Source organism: Robbsia andropogonis, from assembly GCF_000970345.1.
Taxonomy (GTDB): domain Bacteria; phylum Pseudomonadota; class Gammaproteobacteria; order Burkholderiales; family Burkholderiaceae; genus Robbsia; species Robbsia andropogonis.
In genome coordinates, this window is record NZ_LAQU01000023.1 from 66404 (window position 1) to 85099 (window position 18696).

The following is an 18696-nucleotide window of genomic DNA, read 5'->3' on the forward strand; positions in this document are numbered from 1 at the left end:
AGAAACATCATGCGTAAGATCGAAAGACGTCTCGACCGCAGCGTGCGACTGGCCAGGCCGCTCGTGGCGCGAGCCGGTGTGCTGACGTTGCCATATGAAGCGCGTTGTAAGAGTCGGCAAGCGGCGACGTTGGACAACGGTGAGGAAGTCGGGCTCGTGCTGCCGCGTGGCACGGTGCTGTCCGAGGGCGATGTGCTGGTGGCCGACGACGGTGGGTTCATCCGTGTGGTCGCCGCTGCGGAAACCTTGATGCGCGTGACGGCGACCAGCGAGGCACGCCTGATTCGCGCCGCCTATCATCTGGGCAATCGCCACACCCCTGTCGAATTTGGAGACGGCTATCTGCAGTTGGAAACAGACAGCGTGCTACGGGCGATGTTGCAAGGTATCGGCATGACCGTCACTGCCGTGGATGCGCCGTTCCAACCGGAACCGGGCGCTTATGGCGGGGGGCACAAACACGGCCATGATGCCACGTTCGCCGAAGACTATGCGCTTGCGCAAAGCGTGTATGCCGAACATGATCACGCCCGTGATCATGGGCATCCACACGACCATGGACACGCGCACGATCACCGGCACGTACCTGACCATCAGCACGGCCATGATCACAGCCAGCACGGGCATGATCATGTGCATGATGCGTCCTGTGGTCACGACCATGGAAATGCACCTGTGCAGTTTCATCGAAAAACGCCCAACCGTACAAAAGGCGACGGACCCAGGCACGATCACGATCATGGGCATGGGAATGGGCACGCGCACAGCCGCAAGCACGATGATCACAAGCACTGACAACGCATTGACCGGGACGTCAGCGCGAACCGCCCCCTCGATGCAAAACGACGCGCGCGTATCGGACCACGTTACGCCTACCGGCGACGATGCATCGAATCGCGAACTGATCGCCTTGTTGCATCTCGCGTCGCCCGCACTGCCGATCGGCGGTTTCAGTTACTCACAGGGACTGGAAGCCGCGGTGGACGCGGGTTGGATCCATGACGGGGACTCTGCGGGCAAATGGGTCCGCAGTGGCCTGACCACGGTGTTGGCACGCTGCGAGTTGCCATTTCTTGCACAACAATGGCACCGGTGGGATACGTTACGCCAGCAGGGCGCGGCAGACACCCACGCATTGCGCGAGGCCGATGCCTGGTTTCTCGCCAGTCGCGAGTCGGCCGAATTGCGCCAGGAAACCGAGCAGATGGGTTGGTCGCTGTCGCAACTCTGCGTGTCACTCGAATGGGGCGACACGGTGATGCGCGAGGTGCTGGGATCCATGAAGCCGCTCTCGCTGCCGACTGCATTTGCGTTTGCCGCACGCGCGCATGACGCTAGCGCACGGTCGACCTGTGCCGCTTACGCGTTCAACTGGGTGGAAAACCAGGTCTCGGCCGCGTTGAAGGCGGTGCCGCTGGGCCAGCTTGCCGGACAACGGGTGCTTTGGGGCTTGCGTGCCGATATCGCGCAAGTCGCCGCGGCGGCAGTGCAAACGCCACCCGACGCGATGTCGACGTTCTCGCCGCTGCTCGCCATTTTGTCAGCACGCCACGAATCCCAATATTCACGATTGTTTCGTTCTTGACCATGACTACTTCCTCTTCCATCACTTCCGCCGTCTCCGGCGTTCGTACCAAGAAACTACCTCCGCTACGCGTGGGCATTGGCGGCCCGGTGGGTTCGGGCAAAACGACGCTGGTCGAGATGCTATGCAAAGCAATGCGTGAACGCTATGACCTGGTGGTGATCACAAACGACATTTACACGAAGGAAGACCAACGTCTGTTGACCGTTGCTGGCGCCCTGCCAGCAGAACGCATCATGGGTGTGGAAACCGGTGGCTGTCCGCATACGGCAATCAGGGAAGACGCCTCGATCAACCTGGAAGCGGTGGATAGGATGCTGATACGTTTTCCGGATGCTGACATTGTTTTTATAGAATCCGGCGGTGACAATCTTGCAGCCACATTCAGCCCCGAATTGTCTGACCTGACAATCTATGTCATCGACGTCGCCGGCGGTGAAAAGATCCCGCGCAAGGGCGGTCCTGGTATCACGAAGTCGGACCTTCTGGTGATCAACAAAACGGACCTTGCGCCGATGGTCGGTGCATCGCTGGATATCATGGCAAGCGATGCACAGAAGATGCGCGGTGCCCGCCCGTTCTTCATGTGTAATACGAAGGCCGGCGCGGGGCTTGACGAAGTGATCCGCTTCATCGAGCGAAAAGGCTTGTTGCAGGATGAAGGTGCAATGTGATGCGTTTCAGAAAACGTAGTACCGCCTAAATGGTGCCTACTGCGATTGACGTTATTTCAACGGCGCGCAAAAGCCGAAACCACCTACGACCTCTTGCGCCAAATCTGCGCTGGTCATTGATATAAAACGGATATCAGCGCCGATATCTATCATTGCAAACGTATTGGAAGGCGAAGATATGCCCATATAGATAGCAGGCAGACCGTAAATTTCCATCGTTGGAATCAAACTAAAGCCGTAGTCGATTTTGTGTCCATACCGTCGCGCGCTTGAACCGAACTTCGCTGCCGTTAATTCAGGTGCCAGATGAAGTCCGCCAGCGATATTCGTTCGTCTTCCATCGTGCAGCACGTTGACAACACACTGATAATTTCCGTGCATCGTTTTTGCATTCAGTGGCTTTGCTGGCACCCAATACATATTCGATGAATAGCCGATGTCTGTCCATTGGACCATTGCACGATATTGACCATCCAGATAGGTCATATAGAGACGACCACTGGCCGCGGTGTCGGGATCCCGCCATTCCATTTCACCCGGTGTCTCCACCTGATTACTCGATGGAGCAAGCACACCTAGCAACGGGATGAGATCCGTTTTCATAACGGAGCAACGAAGCGGGTGCAGGCATCCGCGAAGCGAACCGTCTGCCCCTAATATGATCTGACTCATCACCGGATGAGAAGTCGGCGCAAAACCATTGCCAGCGTCCGTTACAAAAGAGGCCACATAATCATATTCGCCTGCTAATTTCAATACGTCGGTTGTGACAGGTATCGTCGCCTGGAATGAATAACCGAAGTTGTCGACCTCCCCTATCTTTGGAAAGTCGAGCCGGCCGAATACCATGGAGCCGGTCGCCCCTTTCACGACGCTGAATGTAATAGCCGCAACGCGAAGCTTGCTCCGCATCATTGCAGGTACAGCATTGTCGAGCGACAGGCTATCGACGATATAGGCGCCATCCGCGGATTGCTTATAGGAGCCCGAGACTGTCCCGCTCAAACCAAGTGTTGACCTGACAAATGTCATTTCAAGACGCCCTTTCATGGGGCTGTCCATATCAATTCTAATGGTATCACCAGCATCCATAAATCCCATATAGATCACCTTGGGCGGTGCCTGGGAAGAAGTGGGTGCTTTCGACTTATTCGTGATCGGATCTGGTGTCGATTTATCTGTAAGCGGATCTGGTGTCGTTAAATTCTCCAGTTGGGAATATGGCAAGTCATGGTTGATGTTGCTATCAGCGTGTCCATCAACGGCGACAGGATCTGCGTTTCCACTATTGCAAGCATTAAGTGCCAGTACCACAAATAGACCTGCCAGCAAGCCAATCTTTTTTGATATGCATTGCTCAAAAATCAGTTTTCCACTCATTAACGATATTGTTCCAAAAATAGATTTATCAGATGCGTAACGTCTCACGAAAGCGCAGCTACCTTGTGTCGGAGATCGGTTTAAGGTTCCGTATTGGAACTTTATTGAGGAAAACGAAGTGAGCGATTTACAAGGAAATCAAGGTATGCCGTTCCATTTACAAACATGGCAACAGCCTTCGCCATCTTGCACGAATGCGATTACGACACGCATTGCGTGCCGTTCAGATGAAACGTATGTAGTAGCAATAATCTCGGCTTGGCTGACTGCCGCCTTTTAGGAAGATGAGTCCGCGGTGCGGCTTAGATAGCGACCAGTCGATCGCGGGAGATCGTAGCAATCGACGTTACACCAAGCATTCCCATGTCACGGGACACTTCTTGACGCAACAGGTCGACGGCATGCAGAACACCACCGCGGCCACCCACGGCCGCGGCGTACGTGAAAGGCCTGCCAACGAAAACAAAGCTGGCGCCCAGGGCGAGCGCCTTCAAGACATCGGTGCCGCGCCGAATACCGCCGTCGAGCATCACCGGAAAATCCGGCAGCGCCTCGACGATACCGGGCAGCACCGTCAGCGGCGCAACGGCCCCATCCAACTGTCGGCCACCATGATTGGACACGATAATGCCATCGGCGCCAATCGCACGCGCGGTACGCGCATCATCGACATCGAGTATGCCCTTGACGACGAGCAGGCCGTGCCATCGCTGACGAATGCGTTCGAGGTGCGTCCAGTTCAAATGACCGCGATCCGCAAAGTCACGCAAGACAGACTTCGACATGATCGGTACACCCCGCGTGGCGTAATTATTCTCGAAATGCGGCATCCCATGTCGCGCCACCGTTTTCAGGAACGTACCAAATAACCAGCGCGGGTGCGTAAGCCCATCCCACGCCAGTTGGAGCGACGGCCGCAACGGCGTGGAAAAACCGGCGCGCACGTTATTTTCGCGATTGGCCGCTACAGGCGTATCCACTGTGACCACCAATCGTTTAAAACCCGCCATGGCGATTCGATCGAGCAGTGCATCGATCTTTGCCTGTTCGCCCGGCAGGTATGCCTGAAACCACGCATCCGGATTGACCGCCGCCACCTCTTCCATACGAATCAGTGACGAACCGCTCATGATCATTGGAATGCCGGTATCCGCGGCGGCCAACGCCAGCACTTCATCACCACGATACGCAGAAAGCGCGGCGATCCCCATCGGCGCAATACCGAACGGCGCCTCATATGTCGCACCGAGCAAGGTAGTCTGCATCGAACGGCGCGACACATCAACCAACACTCTCGGAATGAAGCGATATCGCTGAAACGATTCGCGATTAGCGCGCACGGACACATTGTCCTCAACGGCACCATCGATATAACCAAAAAGCGGGCGTGGCAAATGACGCCGCGCGGCCACTTCGAAATCATCCAGGCAGAGGATCGAGCGGAACCCCACCGCGCCGGAAGACGTCCGGTCGGGCACGACTGCCGCCTGGGGAGACTCGCCGGCAGTGTCAGTGCCCATACCCGGGGTACGCGCGGTAATGCTGCGGTCGGCCCCGGCAAACAATGGGCGGGTCACCGCATCCACCACCGGCTCGGTGGTCGGCCCGCGCGACTTGCCACCTGATCGCGTTCGAGGTTTGGCCGCCGTGCGGCGCGTACTTGGCGGAATGTCCAACTCGGACACTGCTTCCGAGGTCGGCTCATTGATCGCGATCGGGGAAGTGGCAGTACTGTCGCCCGAGTTCGCGCCCCGCACGCTATCTTCGTGATTACCACGAATGGCGAGGGGATTCGAGTCGGTACCCTTGAGCGGCTCGACAAGCGGGTCTACGGCAGGCAGCTTCATGGAAATGAGGCGTAGGCGTCAGACATCAAACGATAATGCAGCATCTTACCGCATGCATCACGTCTGCCCAACTCGCTAGACGCACTTACCGCTCGAACATGCCGTCCATGCTATTGAATCCCTTGACCTCGATCGGATTGCCGCACGGATCCAGGAAGAACATGGTTGCCTGTTCGCCTGGCTCTCCCGGAAAGCGAATCTGCGGCGCCAACACGAAATCCAGCTTCGCCTCGGTCAGTCGCGTGGCCAGTGCCTTCCAGTCGGCCATCTCCAATACCAACCCAAGATGCGGCATGGGCACCATATGATCGCCGACACGGCCGGTATTCGTCACCGGGAACGGTTCCCCGAGATGCAGCGAAATCTGGTGTCCAAAAAAATCAAAATCGACCCAGGTATTCGTGCTGCGGCCTTCAGTGCAGCCCAGCAAGGTGCCGTAGAAAGCGCGCGACGCGTCGAGATCGCGGACGTGATAGGCAAGATGAAAGGCAGTTTTCATGGAATTGACGGCAAGCGGCTGGCCGGTCTGTGCGCAAAATCGCAGCGTAGCATCGCCTATTCAAAAGAGATAGCATGTAATTTTTTATTCAATCTAAAGGTATTCTTTTGGATACGCGCTATCTTCGTAGCCTCTTGTCCGTCATCGATACCGGCTCGATCGCGGAAGCAGCGCGGACGGAAGGCTTGACGCCGGCCGCTGTCGGCCAGCGCATTCAGGCATTGGAACGACAGCTTGGCGTGCTGCTGATGTCGCGAGCCCGCCATACGGCGCGCCCTACCGAGGCATGTTTGAATCTCGTGCCGCGTGCGCGGCATATTGTCTGCGAAGCCGCCCGTCTGGCCGCGGATATCGATCCGGGCGGCGTGCGAGGGACCTTGCGGGTGGGTGCCATCTCGACCGCCCTCACGGGCTGGATGCCGTCGATGCTGCGCACACTCACCGCGGACGCACCCGGCATCAGACCAATGATCACACCCGGGACATCGCGCGAGTTGTATGAAGCGGTGGCCACCGGATCACTCGATGCGGCCCTATTGGTCGCGCCGCCCTTCGCGGTGCCGAAAACATTGCAGGCAATCACGCTGTGCGAAGAACCGCTGGTATTGGTCACCCCATTGCATGGCCCGAATCACATTGATGGAGACGGTGAGATCGCGCACGCCCGGCTGCAAGACCTGCCATACATCCGGTACGACCCGCAAGCCTGGGGCGGCAGGCACGCCGCGCAGTGGCTCGACGATCACGGTCTGGCACCATCGGTGGTTTGTGACCTGGACGCGTTGGAAACCATTGTCATGCTGGTATCGGACGGCGTGGGGGTCAGCCTGCTTCCACAATGGCAAGGCATCGCGCGGCTGGCGCAAGGATGCCGGTGGACGCGCCTTGCCGTGGCACACCGTCAAGCCACAGAGAATCGGCTCGGCAACGCCACCTCGAAAAGCAAGGCCCGCCAGCCCTTGACGGTCAGTGGCACTGACGAGGGCGAGGGCCGCTACGCACGACGGATCGTGCTGTTGCAGTCATCACACCCCGAGCGCCCCGGCATGCTGACCGCGCTGGCGCAGGCGTTGGGCATCGAAAGCACGGGATTGGTATCGACGAACGGCAACGCCCGCTAAGGGAATCGCACCTACATATTGGCGCGGCGGGATGTACGTCCCCGCCCCCTCGCGTCACACAGCACGCCGCACGATAAGCGCTTGGATCAGACCGGTAATCGCATCCAACGAGCAGCCTTTCTGGCAATAAGCATCAAAGCCCGCCGGAAGACCCTGTCGCGCGACATCGGGGGCAGACAGCGCCGTGAAGGCAATGATGCCGGCGTTGCGCGTATTGACGAGGCATCGCAGCAAATGAGCCGTCTCGAACCCGTCATACTCGGGCATGTTGATGTCAAGTGCAATGATGTCCGGCACCCAATGGGATACCAACTGAATGGCTGACACACCGCCAAATACATAGCGTGTCTCATAACCGTCCTCGGCCAACGCCAACGACAGCGCTTCGGCGGCGGTTTCGTTGTCGTCCACGACAAGCACGCGTACTGGCCTGTCTCGTTCGATGGCGAGTCGGCGCTCGGTCCACATCGCGCAGCGAACCGACGCGTCGCGCAGCGACGTCGATTCCGCCAATCCGAATTCGGGAGATTCTGTAGATCGCATAGAAAACGAAAGTGCAGCACGATCGATGACTGCCATTGCACCCTATCGCCTCCGATAAGAGACAACACGACAAAAGCCAGGCACTGATCCCGGTAGATTGCATAATTACACAAGCCGCGCAAAGGCACTGCGCGCTCCCCACCCTCGTACGGATAACGGCGCGTTTTGCCAATCCTGAAGTGCCAGTTCTCGTTATTTTGACAACGATCCGGCACGCTTCTTTATCCTTTACCTGGTAAAACACGAAAATCTACGGCCCAGTCAGCAAAGTCATGTCAAAAATGGCATAATACCGAGATTCCAGAGTCAGTTCGTCCACCAACGGCGCGAGCGCTTCAGGCTGGCGCAACGATAAATGCGGCGAATTCCTTCGCCCCGGTCGGTGCCCATCAAGTCCCGGTGTGTGATGCCCGTTGGTTGAACCGAACGTCGGCTCACAACGTTGCCGCTTGCCGGCGACGCAGCCTGTATTTCCCGGATGTGTAATGTGGTTACCGTGGCGCTTCATTAGGCCGCGTCGCGACGGGCGGTCCTGATTTAGGAATCGCATGAATGCCACCCATTTGCGCCAGAATGTTCTGGCTGGCTTGACTTCTTCGTTCGCGCTGGTGCCGGAGTGCATCGCGTTTGCGTTGGTTGCGCATTTGAATCCGTTGATGGGGCTATATGGCGCCTTCATCATTTGCACGATCACGGCGATATTCGGCGGTCGTCCGGCGATGATTTCAGGTGCCGCCGGATCAATGGCCGTCGTGATCGTGGCGCTGGTCGTGCAGCATGGCATCGACTACCTGCTTGCGACGGTCGTCCTGTCCGGCGTCGTCATGGTACTGTTTGGCGCGCTGCGCCTCGGCAAGCTGATCCGGATGGTGCCGCACCCGGTGATGCTCGGTTTCGTCAACGGCCTGGCGATCATCATCGCGATGGCGCAGCTTGAACACTTCAAGGTACCGGCCGCCAATGGCGGCACGCAATGGCTGCACGGCGGTCCGCTGTGGATGATGCTGGGGCTGGTTACCTTGACGATGGCAATCGTCTACCTGCTGCCCCGCTTGACCAAGGCTGCGCCCGCCGCGCTGGTGGCGATTATCGGCGTAGGGTTACTGACGCAGTTATTGCATCTGCCTACCCGCGTGCTGGGTGACATGGCGCACATCGCGGGCGGCCTGCCTGTCTTTCATATTCCCAGCGCGCCATGGAATACCGAGACGTTGCGAATCATCCTGCCGTACGCGGTGCTGATGGCGATGGTCGGCTTACTGGAAACATTGCTGACCTTCAACCTGACCGACGAGATGACGCAAACCAGCGGTCAGCCCAATCGTGAATGCGTGGCATTAGGCGCGGCAAATATTGTGTCAGGCCTGTTTGGTGGCATGGGCGGCTGCGCAATGATCGGACAGACGGTCGTCAACCTGTCGTCCGGCGGACGCTCACGCTTGTCAGGCATCGTGAGTGGGGTGATGATCCTGCTGTTCATCTTGTTCCTGTCCCCGCTGATCGAACGTATTCCGATGGCCGCACTGGTCGGCGTCATGTTCGTGGTAGCGCAGCAAACCTTTGCATGGGGGTCGCTGCGCGTCTTGCACAAGGTGCCGCGCAACGATGCAATCGTGATTATTGCCGTCACGATCATTACCGTTTTTACGGATCTCGCGATCGCGGTGGTCTGCGGTATCGTGATCGCCGCATTGAACTTTGTCTGGCAGCATGCGCATGATATTCGCGTCGATGTCATCGATGACGAGCGCGAAAACGACACTCCCGGCCGGAAAATGGCAGCGCAACCCGGCGACAAGATCTATCAGCCGCACGGCACGCTTTTCTTTGCGTCGACGACGCGGTTCCTCTCTCTTTTCGATGCCAAAAAGGACCCGGCGCGGGTAGTCATCGACTGCCGCTTTCTACGAGTGGCCGATCATTCGGCAATCGCGGCACTGGAGAGCTTGTCAGGGCGCTATGCGCAAGCCGGCAAGCGTATGGAATTGCGACGCTTGTCGCCGCGCTGCGCACGATTGCTCAGCCGCGCAGGTGTACCAGTGCCCGAAGGCGTACGCTAGGAACGCGTTGTGTGGGCAACGACGTGCGCCATTGTGCGCCAGGCACTTCAAGGTGTTAACGCATGTTGCCGGTGTGACCGAGTGAATAACGCCCCGGCTGCGGCCAGACGGTCAGGCCGTGAGGCTCCATCCCTACCTTTATCGAACGCGTCATCCCGGTAGCGGTGTCTATTGCATACACCACATCATCGAACCGGCCGGACAACCACAGGGTCTTGCCATCCGCACTGACATTACCCATATCCGGGCTGCCGCCCCCGGCGATCGGCCAGGTATGGACGACTTGCTTTGTCTCAAAATCAATCACGGACACGCTGCCCGGACCGCGGCGTGCGCCATGAACGCGATGCGAGCCGCGATTCGCGACGTAGAGATACTTGCCATCGCGACTCGGATACAAGCCGTGCGTACCGATACCGGTGGCAATAAAGCCGACCTTGGTGAACGCATTGCCATCGACGACAAACACGCCATCGGCCATCATATCGGCCACATAGAACACACGGCCATCTGGCGAGACGCGAATATCCTGCGGCATGCCTCCCTTGTTCAATTCGAGGTAGCCGACGACCTTGCGATTCGCCATATCGATTTTCGCTAGTTTGCCGCCAAATTCACAGGTGAACAGTGCGTACTTTCCGTCGATCGAGAAGTCCGCGTGGTTGATACCCTTGCACTCCGGCACCTCCAGACTCGACTGCAACGCCATGGTATGTGCATCGCGGAAGTCCAGTCGTGCGTGCGCCTCCGCGACAACGATGGCTTGCTTGCCATCCGGTGTGAAATACATATTGTACGGATCGTCCACCGCCACGGACGCACCCGGCTTGCCGGTAACCGGATCGATCGGCGTCAAGCTGCCGTCGTTGTGTCCTTCCGCATTGTTGGCCACCCACAGCGTCTTCAAATCGTAGGCTGGAACCACGTGCTGTGGGCTGCGCCCAACCTTGAACTTGTCGACGACGCGAAAAGTTTCTGGATCGATCACATAAACGTCGTCAGAGCGCAGGTTTGGCACATAGACGCGCGGCAATGCCGACTTGACCGTCGGGCTCATGTCGCTCGACGTCGTGTCGCTGTAAAGATTGTTGGGGTCCGTGACCGGCATCATGCCCGAAATGGTTTGAATCGGCGTGGGCGAGCCATTCGTCGCGGCGGCGGGCCCCTTGCCCGAATCAGCGGCGTGGGCCGCCACCACCGCCACACTCAACGACGCGGCCAGCGCCGTAATGACCGCTCGGGCGATGCGTGAATTTTGCAAAGACATAAACGAATTCCGGTGGATCAATATCAGGGATCGCGCGATGCGGGCCGCTCCGCGCAATCACATTTCAAGCCTAGCATCGTACGCGCCGTGCGGCGCCGCGCTATCCCCACATTTTTTGATACCGCACAACACAGCGTCGACGTCGCCCTCACTGCGCCTCTCGGATGGCCGCGACGGTGTTCGAAACGATTGCATCGACACCCAACTGACCCAATGCCGCGGTAGCACGACGCGGATCGCCGCCATACACACCATCTGCCGTCCCCGGCTTTGGCGCTGTTCGCATTGCCTCGGAGCGCACCATCGACGGCGCAACCGCCATCTGCAACGCGGCGTCGGCCAACCCAGCATGGGTGCCGATCTCGTCGTCGCGGAAGCCCTTGGCACGGAGGATGGCATTAAATCCCTCGGAGCTTGTTTGATAATAGGTCTCCGGCACCAAAGCACGCGCCTTACCGCCCGCCCACTCGCGATTCAATTGCGCCACGACCTTGCGAACATCGCCTTGGTAACCGCCGTGATCGCCGAGGAACACAATGCGCGTGAACCCATGCACCTTGAAGCTGTTCGCCGCGGCAACCAGCGTTTTCTCGAACACATCATCCGGCACCGTGATAGTCCCTGGAAACCGCATATGCGACGTCGGCGGCGCATAGCCGCCTTCCGGCACATAGGCAATCACCGGTGCGACCAGCGCATTACCCAACGTGCGCGCGATACGCTCGGACAGTATCCCGACCCGTACGTCGTGCTTTCCAACGGCGATATACGGACCACTCTGTTCGGTACCACCGATTGGAATCAGTACCGTGGTCCGGCCAGCGCTCACCGCGTCGCGGATCTCGGGCCATGTCATTTGTTCGACCCGCACCTCGTCCGATCTCGCCGAAGCAGCCTGGCCGTTTGCTGCCCCGCCTCCGTTGGCGGACCGCGCGGGCTGCAAGGCACTACCTAACGCCAGCACGCACATCGCCACTACGGCGGGCAACCTTGAAATCTTTCTCACTTTTGCAGTCTTCTTCGACACGTTGCGCCCTCAAGTCGACGATCGTTCGAGCGAATATGCCGGACGCGTCGGATGTTGGTTCCTGCGCCGCAAGTCTATCGACTTAGTCGACACAAGACAAATCGAACTCCCGGCCCCGATGCCGCCTGTCCGACGTCGTGACCTCGTGCATTATAGACACACGTGGCCACGCGCTTTTCCACAGTAGCTTCATAGACAATCGTTGTGCAGGGCGTCGACGCATCTGATAATGCATGCCTTGATAGCGGGGAACGAAACCGATGGACCCGGAAGACTTGCAACGCCTGGTGACGACACGCATGCCATTTGGCAAATACAAGGATCGGGTAATAGCGGATCTACCTGGTGCTTATCTGGCGTGGTTCGGACGTGAGGGTTTCCCGCCCGGCCAGATCGGCCGACTGCTCGCGCTGATGCACGAAATCGATCACAACAATCTGCGCACGTTGCTGCAACCGTTACGTCGCTAATCAATCAGGCTGCTGGCAAGGCGACAAGGGCAATCGCCTTTGTATTGGCCGCCGCGAGCGCCGCCGCTGTTGCCGTGAAAAAACAGCTGCGACGGCTATCATGCGCGCCGCCGCCCCGACGCACATTGCATGCGCCGCTAGTGCGATCCTGCGATCATTCCTCGGACGTCACCGTCTTGACGGCGTCCCACTTGCCGCCTGTCACCTTGTATAAAGTGGTCTTCGCGTGGCGCAGGTCACCGTACTGGTTGAACGTGATATGTCCCAGCACGCTATCGAAGGACAATTTTGCGATGGCCGGTCCAAACACCTTCGGATCCGTGGAGTTCGCAGCCTTCATCCCTTCGATCACAACCCATGCTGATTGGTAGGCAAACACGGCATAGCCGACCGAATCCCCCTGGTACTTGGTACGGAATGCCGTCAGGAATTTCTGTCCTTCCGGCGTCTTGTTCAATTGCGCGCCTTGCTCGAAGGCGTACATCCCTTCCGCCGCGTCGCCAGCCAGCGTCAGGAACTTCGCATTCGCAAAGCTCGCACCTGCCATCAATGCGCCCTTGTAGCCCAATTGGCGGGCTTGCTTGACGAACATCGAACCCTGTGGCGCAAGGCCTGCAAAGAAGATCAAATCGGCGCGTTTACCTTTCAGCGACGTCAAGACCGCACGGAAGTCAACATCCTGGTCACCGATATACTCATGCGCCACCATGTTGCCGCCATCGGCCTTCACGGCTTTCTCAAACTCCTCGGCAAGACCTTGACCATAGGCGGTACGGTCATCGACCACCGCAATGCGCTTTAAATGCAGTTCTTTCACCGCATAATCGGAAGCCGCGGTCGCAACGGTGTTGTCGGTACCGTACGGGCGATACAGTAGCTTATACCCATGCTTCGAAATGCCGGGATTGGATGCCGACGGGACGATTTCAGGGATACCAGCCTTATCATAGTAGGACGACGCGGCAATCGTTGGACCGGAGCCATAATGGCCAACCACCGCTACCACCTTCTGGTCGACAAGACGATTGGCGCCTTGCACAGCAACACGCGGATCACCCTGGTCATCCTGCGCAATCAGTTCGAACGTAATCGTCTTGCCGCCGATAACCAGATGCTGCGCGTTTGCTTCATCCAGCGCCAATTGAGCACCCTGCTCCTGATCCTTGCCGTAGTTCGCCAACGGCCCAGTCAACGGCCCGTTGTATCCGATCTTCACGGTCTCGGTACTTTGCGCATGGGCCGTCATCGGCAGTGCAGTACCCGCTACCCAGGCCAACAGCGCGACGGACACGGTCCGACGCGCGCGCCGTCCCATGCTCGTGCAGCGTGCCATTACGCTCATCGCCTGACTCCGTTCCATCTCATCCCGTGCTTCCATGCAATACTCCAGACCAAGTGTGATAAGGCTAGGGCGAAGGACGCCTGTCTATACGCAACAATGTCACGCCGTCCAGCAGATGCCTGAATCTTCAGGCCTGCCGGACAGCAAACGATAAGGCTGTTAATGACTCCGATCACGCCGCCCGCATCAGACAATATGCTTTCAATATTCTTATAACAATGTCTGTCAAATTTACGTGTGGCGAACATCGCCTAACGTATGCCCATCCGCATCGACCGCGCCGAACTTTGTAGCGATCTACCACCTTCGCAGGGTTTGCATCTAGGTTGATCGGCCAAATGTCACGGGCGATCATCCCGCATCCACGCTATCTCGGCTGTCGCGTGACTGTCCGTCGCCAGCAACCAAATCGCGTTTTTTGATCATCGTGAAAATTTGTCTGATCAAAAAAAGACTTACAGTATGCAATTTGAATAGACAACCCAGTGAGTAGCGGAATGAAGCAGATCGACATCAACTCGGATATGGGAGAGGGTTTTGGCATCTATCGTGTTGGAGACGACGCCGCGATGCTGGACATTGCCACCACGGCCAACCTGGCTTGCGGCTATCATGCAGGCGATCCGTCGATCATGACGGCTATTTGCCGCACTGCGAAAATCAAGGGGGTGGCAGTTGGCGCGCATCCAGGCTATCCCGACCTATGGGGTTTTGGCCGGCGCAATATGCCATTCACGAAGGACGAGACGATGGCATTGCTTGCCTACCAGATCGGCGCATGCGACGCGATAGCGCGATCCGTGGGGTACCAGATGACGCACGTGAAAACGCACGGCGCGGTGGGTCATGTGATCGCCAATGATCCGGAAATGGCGGAAGCGTTCGCGCTGACGGTGCGGCGCATCAATCCCGAATTACGCATTGCGGTGATGTCCTGCACATTGCTAGAAGACGCAGTCGTGGCGGCGGGCTTGCCGATTTTGCGGGAGTTGTACGCGGATCGAGCCTATCTGGATGATGGCAGGCTGATGCCGCGCAACCGCGCAGGCGCGGTGATCCATGACGCGGAAGACAGTGCTCGTCGCGCGGTCGCAATGCTCGAAGCCGGTGGCATCATCACCGAATCCGGCAAGATCTTGCCTGTGGCAGCGGATTCGATCTGCATTCACGGCGATACCCCGGGCGCACTGGATATGGCCCGCGCGGTCAAGGCGCGGGTGATCGAGGCCGGCTGGAAAGTGCGGCCATACACCGCGGCCTGAAAGACTCCCGAGCCGCGCAATGGCCCACTTCGCCCGACTGGCTAACGTCACCCGCCACTGCTTCGTCCCCACTATTTTGGAACAGCCGTTTCCGATGCTGCACGCATCAGACGTAAAAACCACGTAACGAGGCCAATTTGGGGACTGGAAAGACTCGTTTAGCGCGCTTTACCGCCGCTGTCCGCACCAAACTTGACGCCTCGCCGTACCGTGGCGCACGATCCTTACGCACGCGTGAAGCGTCCTCTTACCGTAACATTCCCTTTTGTCATGAAAACGCTTGCTGTCGAACCACTCACCCGCGACGTCTTCGCACCCTTCGGCGATGTCATCGCATTGGAAGGGGCGCGCCAGATTCCCATTAATCTGGGTACGACCATCCGTTTTCACGACCTCGCGAAAGTCGATGTCGAAGAGGCGGGTGGCCGTACCGCCATCAACCTATTCCGTGGCCAGCCCCGGACCTTGCCCTTCGAGATAAAGATGATGGAGCGTCATCCCCTCGGCAGTCAGGCATTCATTCCCTTGACCAAGGCGCGCTACCTGGTCGTGGTCGCACCGGCCGGCCCCCTCGATCCGTCGCGGATCCGCGCTTTTGCCAGCAGTGGCTGGCAAGGAGTGAACTATGCGAAGGGAGTCTGGCACCATCCGCTGCTGGCACTTCCGGGAACCACGGACTTCATCGTCGTTGACCGGGTTGGCGATGGCTTGAACCTGAACGAACAGGATTTGGATGTGCCGATATGGGTAACGATGCCTGACGCTTGATCGGCCGAAATCCAGGGAATCGGCTGAAATTCAAGATAAACTGCCCATACATCCATCCGTCGTTGAACCGTGATGTCTGTCTCTGCCCACGCCACACCCGCACCAGCCTTTCCTGATGAAGATGCACGCGTCGCGCTGCTACAACGCCTGAATCTGCTGGACACGCCGCCCGAGGAGACGTTTGATCGCGTGACGCGGTTGGCGTCGATCATTGCCGGCACCCCCATGGCAATGGTGACCCTGGTCGACAACGAACGTCAGTGGTTCAAGTCCAGCGTTGGCATAGAATCAAAGCACACGCCGCGCGATATCGGGTTCTGTCCCCACGCGATGGTCAGCGATGACCTGTTCGTGGTGCCCGATGCCGAAAATGACCCGCGGTTCCAGCACAATCCGCTCGTTACCGACAGCCCGCATATTCGCTTCTACGCCGGCATGCCATTGCGTTCATCGCAAGGGCATGCGCTGGGCACCCTGTGCGTCATCGACACCAAGGCTCGACAACTGACGTCCGAACAGGAAGAAGCGTTACGAGACCTTGCCGCGATTGTCCGGCGGGAATTGCTGCAGCGCGAGGCCACGGTGATGTCACAGTCGATGCAACGCGCCGAGGGTCGTGCGCTGGAAGAATCGAGCGCAGTTCTGCACGCCACGTTTCACCAGGCAGCGGTCGGGATGGTCGTGCTAGGAATGGATGGACGTCTGCAGCAATTAAATCAGCGCTTTGCATCGATGCTCGGCTATACGGTAGAGCAGTTGCAAGGCAAGCATTTCAGTGAATTCACGGATGCCGACGACGTTGCATTGGCGGCGGCGGATACGGCCCGCATGCAGAGCGGCGCCATCAGTTCATATTCACGTGAACGGCGCTATCGCCGGCGCAATGGCGAATATGTCTGGGTCAATGTGACGGTTGCGTTGGCCCGCACGTCGGATACGCAACCGCTGCACTATATCTCCGTCGTCGAAGACATTTCGGAACGCAAACGAAGTGACGATGCCCTGGCGGAACTACGCGCGGAACTGGAAGCGCGTGTGGAGCAACGTACGGCCGAATTGAAAGCGGTAAACACCGACCTTGCCCATGTCGTAGCCGAACGCGATCGGACGATTGCGGCACGACGACTGATCGAGGAGGCGTTGCGCACCAGTCGTGAAACATTGCAGACGATCACGGACAATCTGCCGGTTCTGATCGGTGATATCGATGTGGATCTCCGTTATCGATTCACCAACGCCACATATGGCGAGGTCTTCCACTGCGACGCCTCGCAGTTGCCGGGACGACGTGTCGCGGACGTCGTCCGGCCGGACCTGATGGCCCGGCTCGCCCCGATGTTAGAGCGCGTGCTGGCCGGGGAACGCGTCGTTAACGAGAACGTCGTCTATGACGAGGCCTCCGGCCGTGTATGGAGCGCGACCTACATCCCCCACTATAAACACGACGTGATCAACGGCTTCTATGTCGTCAGCTATGACGTAACCGAACGCAAACGCCTCGAGTCGTCGCTGACGGAGCAGGCATTGCAAGACCCATTGACGCTGTTGCCAAACCGTCGTGCCTTACTTGCACATGTCAGCGATGCTATCGCTGACAGTGCACCACTGGCCATCCTGTTTCTCGACCTTGACGGCTTCAAACGCGTCAACGATCTTTACGGACACGAGAGCGGCGATGTGCTGTTGACAAGAGTGGCCGACCGATTGCGCGCGACGGTACGCGCCAGTGACGTGGTTTCCAGGTTGGCAGGCGATGAATTCGTGCTGGTGCTACATGCGTTAAACACGCACCACCTCGTCGCCGCCGATGCGCGACGCGTGGCAAGCGGTCTGATCGAAGCGCTGAATGTGCCGGTCGATATCGGCACGCACCAAGTGCGCATTGGTGCAAGCATCGGCATTGCCTATTACACCGGGCGACCTACGCGCCCGATCACGGCGAAAGGCTTACTCACCTGCGCCGACCTAGCCATGTACGAGGCGAAAGCGTCGGGCAAAAACACCGTTCGCCTGGCAAACGAAGATCGTGTGCTCGCCCACGCGCCGCGCACGCATGACGAGACGGCAGGTTGAACCTCGTCATGTGCCCGATTGCGCGACGCTGCGCGTGTTGGCCACCCTCAACCCAGCGTTCGGGCCGTAACACCCAGGTCTCGCCAGTGCTCCGGATGGCAGGTGAATAGAAGAATCTGGTGCCGCGTTCCGGCATCGAACAACGCTCGCTTCATCTGCGCGAGGCGTATCTCGTCGCTGTGTACCAATGCATCGTCCAGCATCAGCAAGGTCGGATGCCCGGCCTCCCGCAACAAGTCGGCGTAGGCAAGGCGCGTGAGAACACCTAATTGCTCGCGCGCGCCGAAACTCAATGCGTCGACATCGGCCTGCTCGTCACCCGCACCCGGTGGTACCCCGCTGGCGTCGCCGACTGCGTCACCGATATGACGATATCGTTCCCGCACCAATGTCACGGGTTGCATTTGCGCATCCAGCATTAATGCCGCGCCTGGGAACAGCAATGACAGGTAATGCTGAAGATAACGTTGCAATGGCGCCTGCAACCGCTGTACCAATGCCCTCTGTTTGTCGCGGAGCAACATCAGCAAATAATCGAGCGCCGATGCCCGCCGCCGCATCTCGTCGCGGCGACGTTCCGCCTCGGCCAAGGCCCGTGCAACATCGGCGGCCAACTCATCAAGCCCCTGTGCACCCGCAGCCTCCAGCGATACTTCCAATTTCAGCAGCGCCTTGCCTCGCGCATCGTGTTGCAGAGCGTGTTGCTCCGCACTGCGCGCGAAACGCGCGATATCCTGGCGCAGAATGTCCGGCCGCGCCTGCGCGATTTCACGCTCCT

At 58.5% G+C, this 18696-nt stretch carries 17 protein-coding genes; 9 read left to right on the top strand and 8 right to left on the bottom strand.

Annotation, left to right across the window (positions count from 1 at the left end; genetic code table 11):
• Nucleotides 1-9: 9 nt before the first annotated feature.
• Genes ureE through ureG form a run of 3 tightly spaced genes read left to right on the top strand, consistent with a single transcriptional unit; the run spans nucleotide 10 to nucleotide 2259 of the window.
• Entirely contained in the window at nucleotides 10-795 is a 786-nt protein-coding gene (gene ureE / locus WM40_RS18840; RefSeq protein WP_082102956.1) for an urease accessory protein UreE, read from the top strand.
• Nucleotides 779-1585, top strand: coding sequence for an urease accessory protein UreF (locus WM40_RS18845; protein WP_236693587.1), 807 nt, complete (start codon nucleotides 779-781; stop codon nucleotides 1583-1585). Before ureE ends, WM40_RS18845 begins: the two co-directional genes overlap by 17 nt.
• A gap of 2 nt (nucleotides 1586-1587) precedes the next feature.
• Nucleotides 1588-2259 carry an urease accessory protein UreG gene (gene ureG / locus WM40_RS18850; RefSeq protein ID WP_036010054.1) on the top strand — a complete coding sequence of 224 codons (672 nt, stop codon included), beginning with the start codon at nucleotides 1588-1590 and terminating at the stop codon, nucleotides 2257-2259.
• A 51-nt stretch (nucleotides 2260-2310) separates the two neighbouring features.
• On the opposite strand, the gene WM40_RS18855 is transcribed toward ureG, so the two are convergent.
• The 3 genes from WM40_RS18855 to WM40_RS18865 form a co-directional block, all read right to left on the bottom strand.
• Nucleotides 2311-3639: a hypothetical protein gene (locus WM40_RS18855; protein ID WP_046153635.1), complete on the bottom strand. Its 1329-nt coding sequence runs from the start codon at nucleotides 3637-3639 to the stop codon at nucleotides 2311-2313.
• A gap of 302 nt (nucleotides 3640-3941) precedes the next feature.
• A complete protein-coding gene (locus WM40_RS18860; RefSeq protein ID WP_082102962.1) occupies nucleotides 3942-5159 on the bottom strand; it encodes an alpha-hydroxy acid oxidase in 1218 nt (405 codons plus the stop codon).
• A gap of 412 nt (nucleotides 5160-5571) precedes the next feature.
• Nucleotides 5572-5985, bottom strand: a complete 414-nt coding sequence (locus WM40_RS18865) for a VOC family protein (RefSeq protein WP_024903659.1) — start codon at nucleotides 5983-5985, stop codon at nucleotides 5572-5574.
• Nucleotides 5986-6092: 107 nt separating this feature from the next.
• Here WM40_RS18865 and WM40_RS18870 point away from each other — a divergent pair, with 107 nt between their 5' ends.
• Nucleotides 6093-7106, top strand: coding sequence for a LysR family transcriptional regulator (locus WM40_RS18870; RefSeq protein WP_024903658.1), 1014 nt, complete (start codon nucleotides 6093-6095; stop codon nucleotides 7104-7106).
• 54 nt (nucleotides 7107-7160) lie between these two features.
• On the opposite strand, the gene WM40_RS18875 is transcribed toward WM40_RS18870, so the two are convergent.
• A complete protein-coding gene (locus WM40_RS18875; RefSeq protein WP_081764944.1) occupies nucleotides 7161-7649 on the bottom strand; it encodes a response regulator in 489 nt (162 codons plus the stop codon).
• Between the two features lie 548 nt (nucleotides 7650-8197).
• Between WM40_RS18875 and WM40_RS18880 the strand changes: the two genes are divergently transcribed.
• Nucleotides 8198-9709, top strand: a complete 1512-nt coding sequence (locus WM40_RS18880) for a SulP family inorganic anion transporter (protein WP_036010052.1) — start codon at nucleotides 8198-8200, stop codon at nucleotides 9707-9709.
• A gap of 55 nt (nucleotides 9710-9764) precedes the next feature.
• On the opposite strand, the gene WM40_RS18885 is transcribed toward WM40_RS18880, so the two are convergent.
• Entirely contained in the window at nucleotides 9765-10976 is a 1212-nt protein-coding gene (locus tag WM40_RS18885) for a YVTN family beta-propeller repeat protein (protein WP_046153636.1), read from the bottom strand.
• 148 nt (nucleotides 10977-11124) lie between these two features.
• On the bottom strand, nucleotides 11125-12003 hold the full coding sequence (locus WM40_RS18890; protein WP_236693588.1) for a creatininase family protein: 879 nt from the start codon (nucleotides 12001-12003) through the stop codon (nucleotides 11125-11127).
• A gap of 260 nt (nucleotides 12004-12263) precedes the next feature.
• Between WM40_RS18890 and WM40_RS18895 the strand changes: the two genes are divergently transcribed.
• Nucleotides 12264-12473 carry a DUF3820 family protein gene (locus WM40_RS18895; RefSeq protein ID WP_024903655.1) on the top strand — a complete coding sequence of 70 codons (210 nt, stop codon included), beginning with the start codon at nucleotides 12264-12266 and terminating at the stop codon, nucleotides 12471-12473.
• Nucleotides 12474-12627: 154 nt separating this feature from the next.
• Here the strand turns inward: WM40_RS18895 and WM40_RS18900 are convergent, their stop codons facing one another.
• Nucleotides 12628-13851, bottom strand: coding sequence for a branched-chain amino acid ABC transporter substrate-binding protein (locus WM40_RS18900; protein WP_236693589.1), 1224 nt, complete (start codon nucleotides 13849-13851; stop codon nucleotides 12628-12630).
• A 461-nt stretch (nucleotides 13852-14312) separates the two neighbouring features.
• Here WM40_RS18900 and WM40_RS18905 point away from each other — a divergent pair, with 461 nt between their 5' ends.
• The 3 genes from WM40_RS18905 to WM40_RS18915 all read left to right on the top strand — a co-directional run bounded on the left by WM40_RS18905 (nucleotide 14313) and on the right by WM40_RS18915 (nucleotide 17918).
• On the top strand, nucleotides 14313-15077 hold the full coding sequence (locus tag WM40_RS18905) for a LamB/YcsF family protein (RefSeq protein WP_046153637.1): 765 nt from the start codon (nucleotides 14313-14315) through the stop codon (nucleotides 15075-15077).
• Nucleotides 15078-15347: 270 nt separating this feature from the next.
• Nucleotides 15348-15845, top strand: a complete 498-nt coding sequence (locus WM40_RS18910; protein WP_036010049.1) for an ureidoglycolate lyase — start codon at nucleotides 15348-15350, stop codon at nucleotides 15843-15845.
• A 72-nt stretch (nucleotides 15846-15917) separates the two neighbouring features.
• Complete coding sequence (locus WM40_RS18915; protein WP_024903652.1) at nucleotides 15918-17918, top strand: sensor domain-containing diguanylate cyclase; 2001 nt, start codon at nucleotides 15918-15920, stop codon at nucleotides 17916-17918.
• 47 nt (nucleotides 17919-17965) lie between these two features.
• Here WM40_RS18915 and WM40_RS18920 read toward each other — a convergent pair.
• A partial coding sequence (locus WM40_RS18920) for an ATP-binding protein (protein WP_046153638.1) occupies nucleotides 17966-18696 on the bottom strand: 731 nt, incomplete at its 5' end.

Excerpts from the sequence above, each read along its gene's own strand:
- ureE (WP_082102956.1), top strand. The coding sequence starts at position 10 with ATGCGTAAGATCGAAAGACGTCTCGACCGCAGCGTGCGACTGGCCAGG.
- WM40_RS18845 (WP_236693587.1), top strand. The coding sequence starts at position 779 with ATGATCACAAGCACTGACAACGCATTGACCGGGACGTCAGCGCGAACC.
- ureG (WP_036010054.1), top strand. The coding sequence starts at position 1,588 with ATGACTACTTCCTCTTCCATCACTTCCGCCGTCTCCGGCGTTCGTACC.
- WM40_RS18855 (WP_046153635.1), bottom strand. The coding sequence starts at position 3,639 with ATGAGTGGAAAACTGATTTTTGAGCAATGCATATCAAAAAAGATTGGC.
- WM40_RS18860 (WP_082102962.1), bottom strand. The coding sequence starts at position 5,159 with ATGGGCACTGACACTGCCGGCGAGTCTCCCCAGGCGGCAGTCGTGCCC.
- WM40_RS18865 (WP_024903659.1), bottom strand. The coding sequence starts at position 5,985 with ATGAAAACTGCCTTTCATCTTGCCTATCACGTCCGCGATCTCGACGCG.
- WM40_RS18875 (WP_081764944.1), bottom strand. The coding sequence starts at position 7,649 with ATGCGATCTACAGAATCTCCCGAATTCGGATTGGCGGAATCGACGTCG.
- WM40_RS18880 (WP_036010052.1), top strand. The coding sequence starts at position 8,198 with ATGAATGCCACCCATTTGCGCCAGAATGTTCTGGCTGGCTTGACTTCT.
- WM40_RS18885 (WP_046153636.1), bottom strand. The coding sequence starts at position 10,976 with ATGTCTTTGCAAAATTCACGCATCGCCCGAGCGGTCATTACGGCGCTG.
- WM40_RS18895 (WP_024903655.1), top strand. The coding sequence starts at position 12,264 with ATGGACCCGGAAGACTTGCAACGCCTGGTGACGACACGCATGCCATTT.
- WM40_RS18900 (WP_236693589.1), bottom strand. The coding sequence starts at position 13,851 with ATGGAAGCACGGGATGAGATGGAACGGAGTCAGGCGATGAGCGTAATG.
- WM40_RS18905 (WP_046153637.1), top strand. The coding sequence starts at position 14,313 with ATGAAGCAGATCGACATCAACTCGGATATGGGAGAGGGTTTTGGCATC.
- WM40_RS18910 (WP_036010049.1), top strand. The coding sequence starts at position 15,348 with ATGAAAACGCTTGCTGTCGAACCACTCACCCGCGACGTCTTCGCACCC.
- WM40_RS18915 (WP_024903652.1), top strand. The coding sequence starts at position 15,918 with ATGTCTGTCTCTGCCCACGCCACACCCGCACCAGCCTTTCCTGATGAA.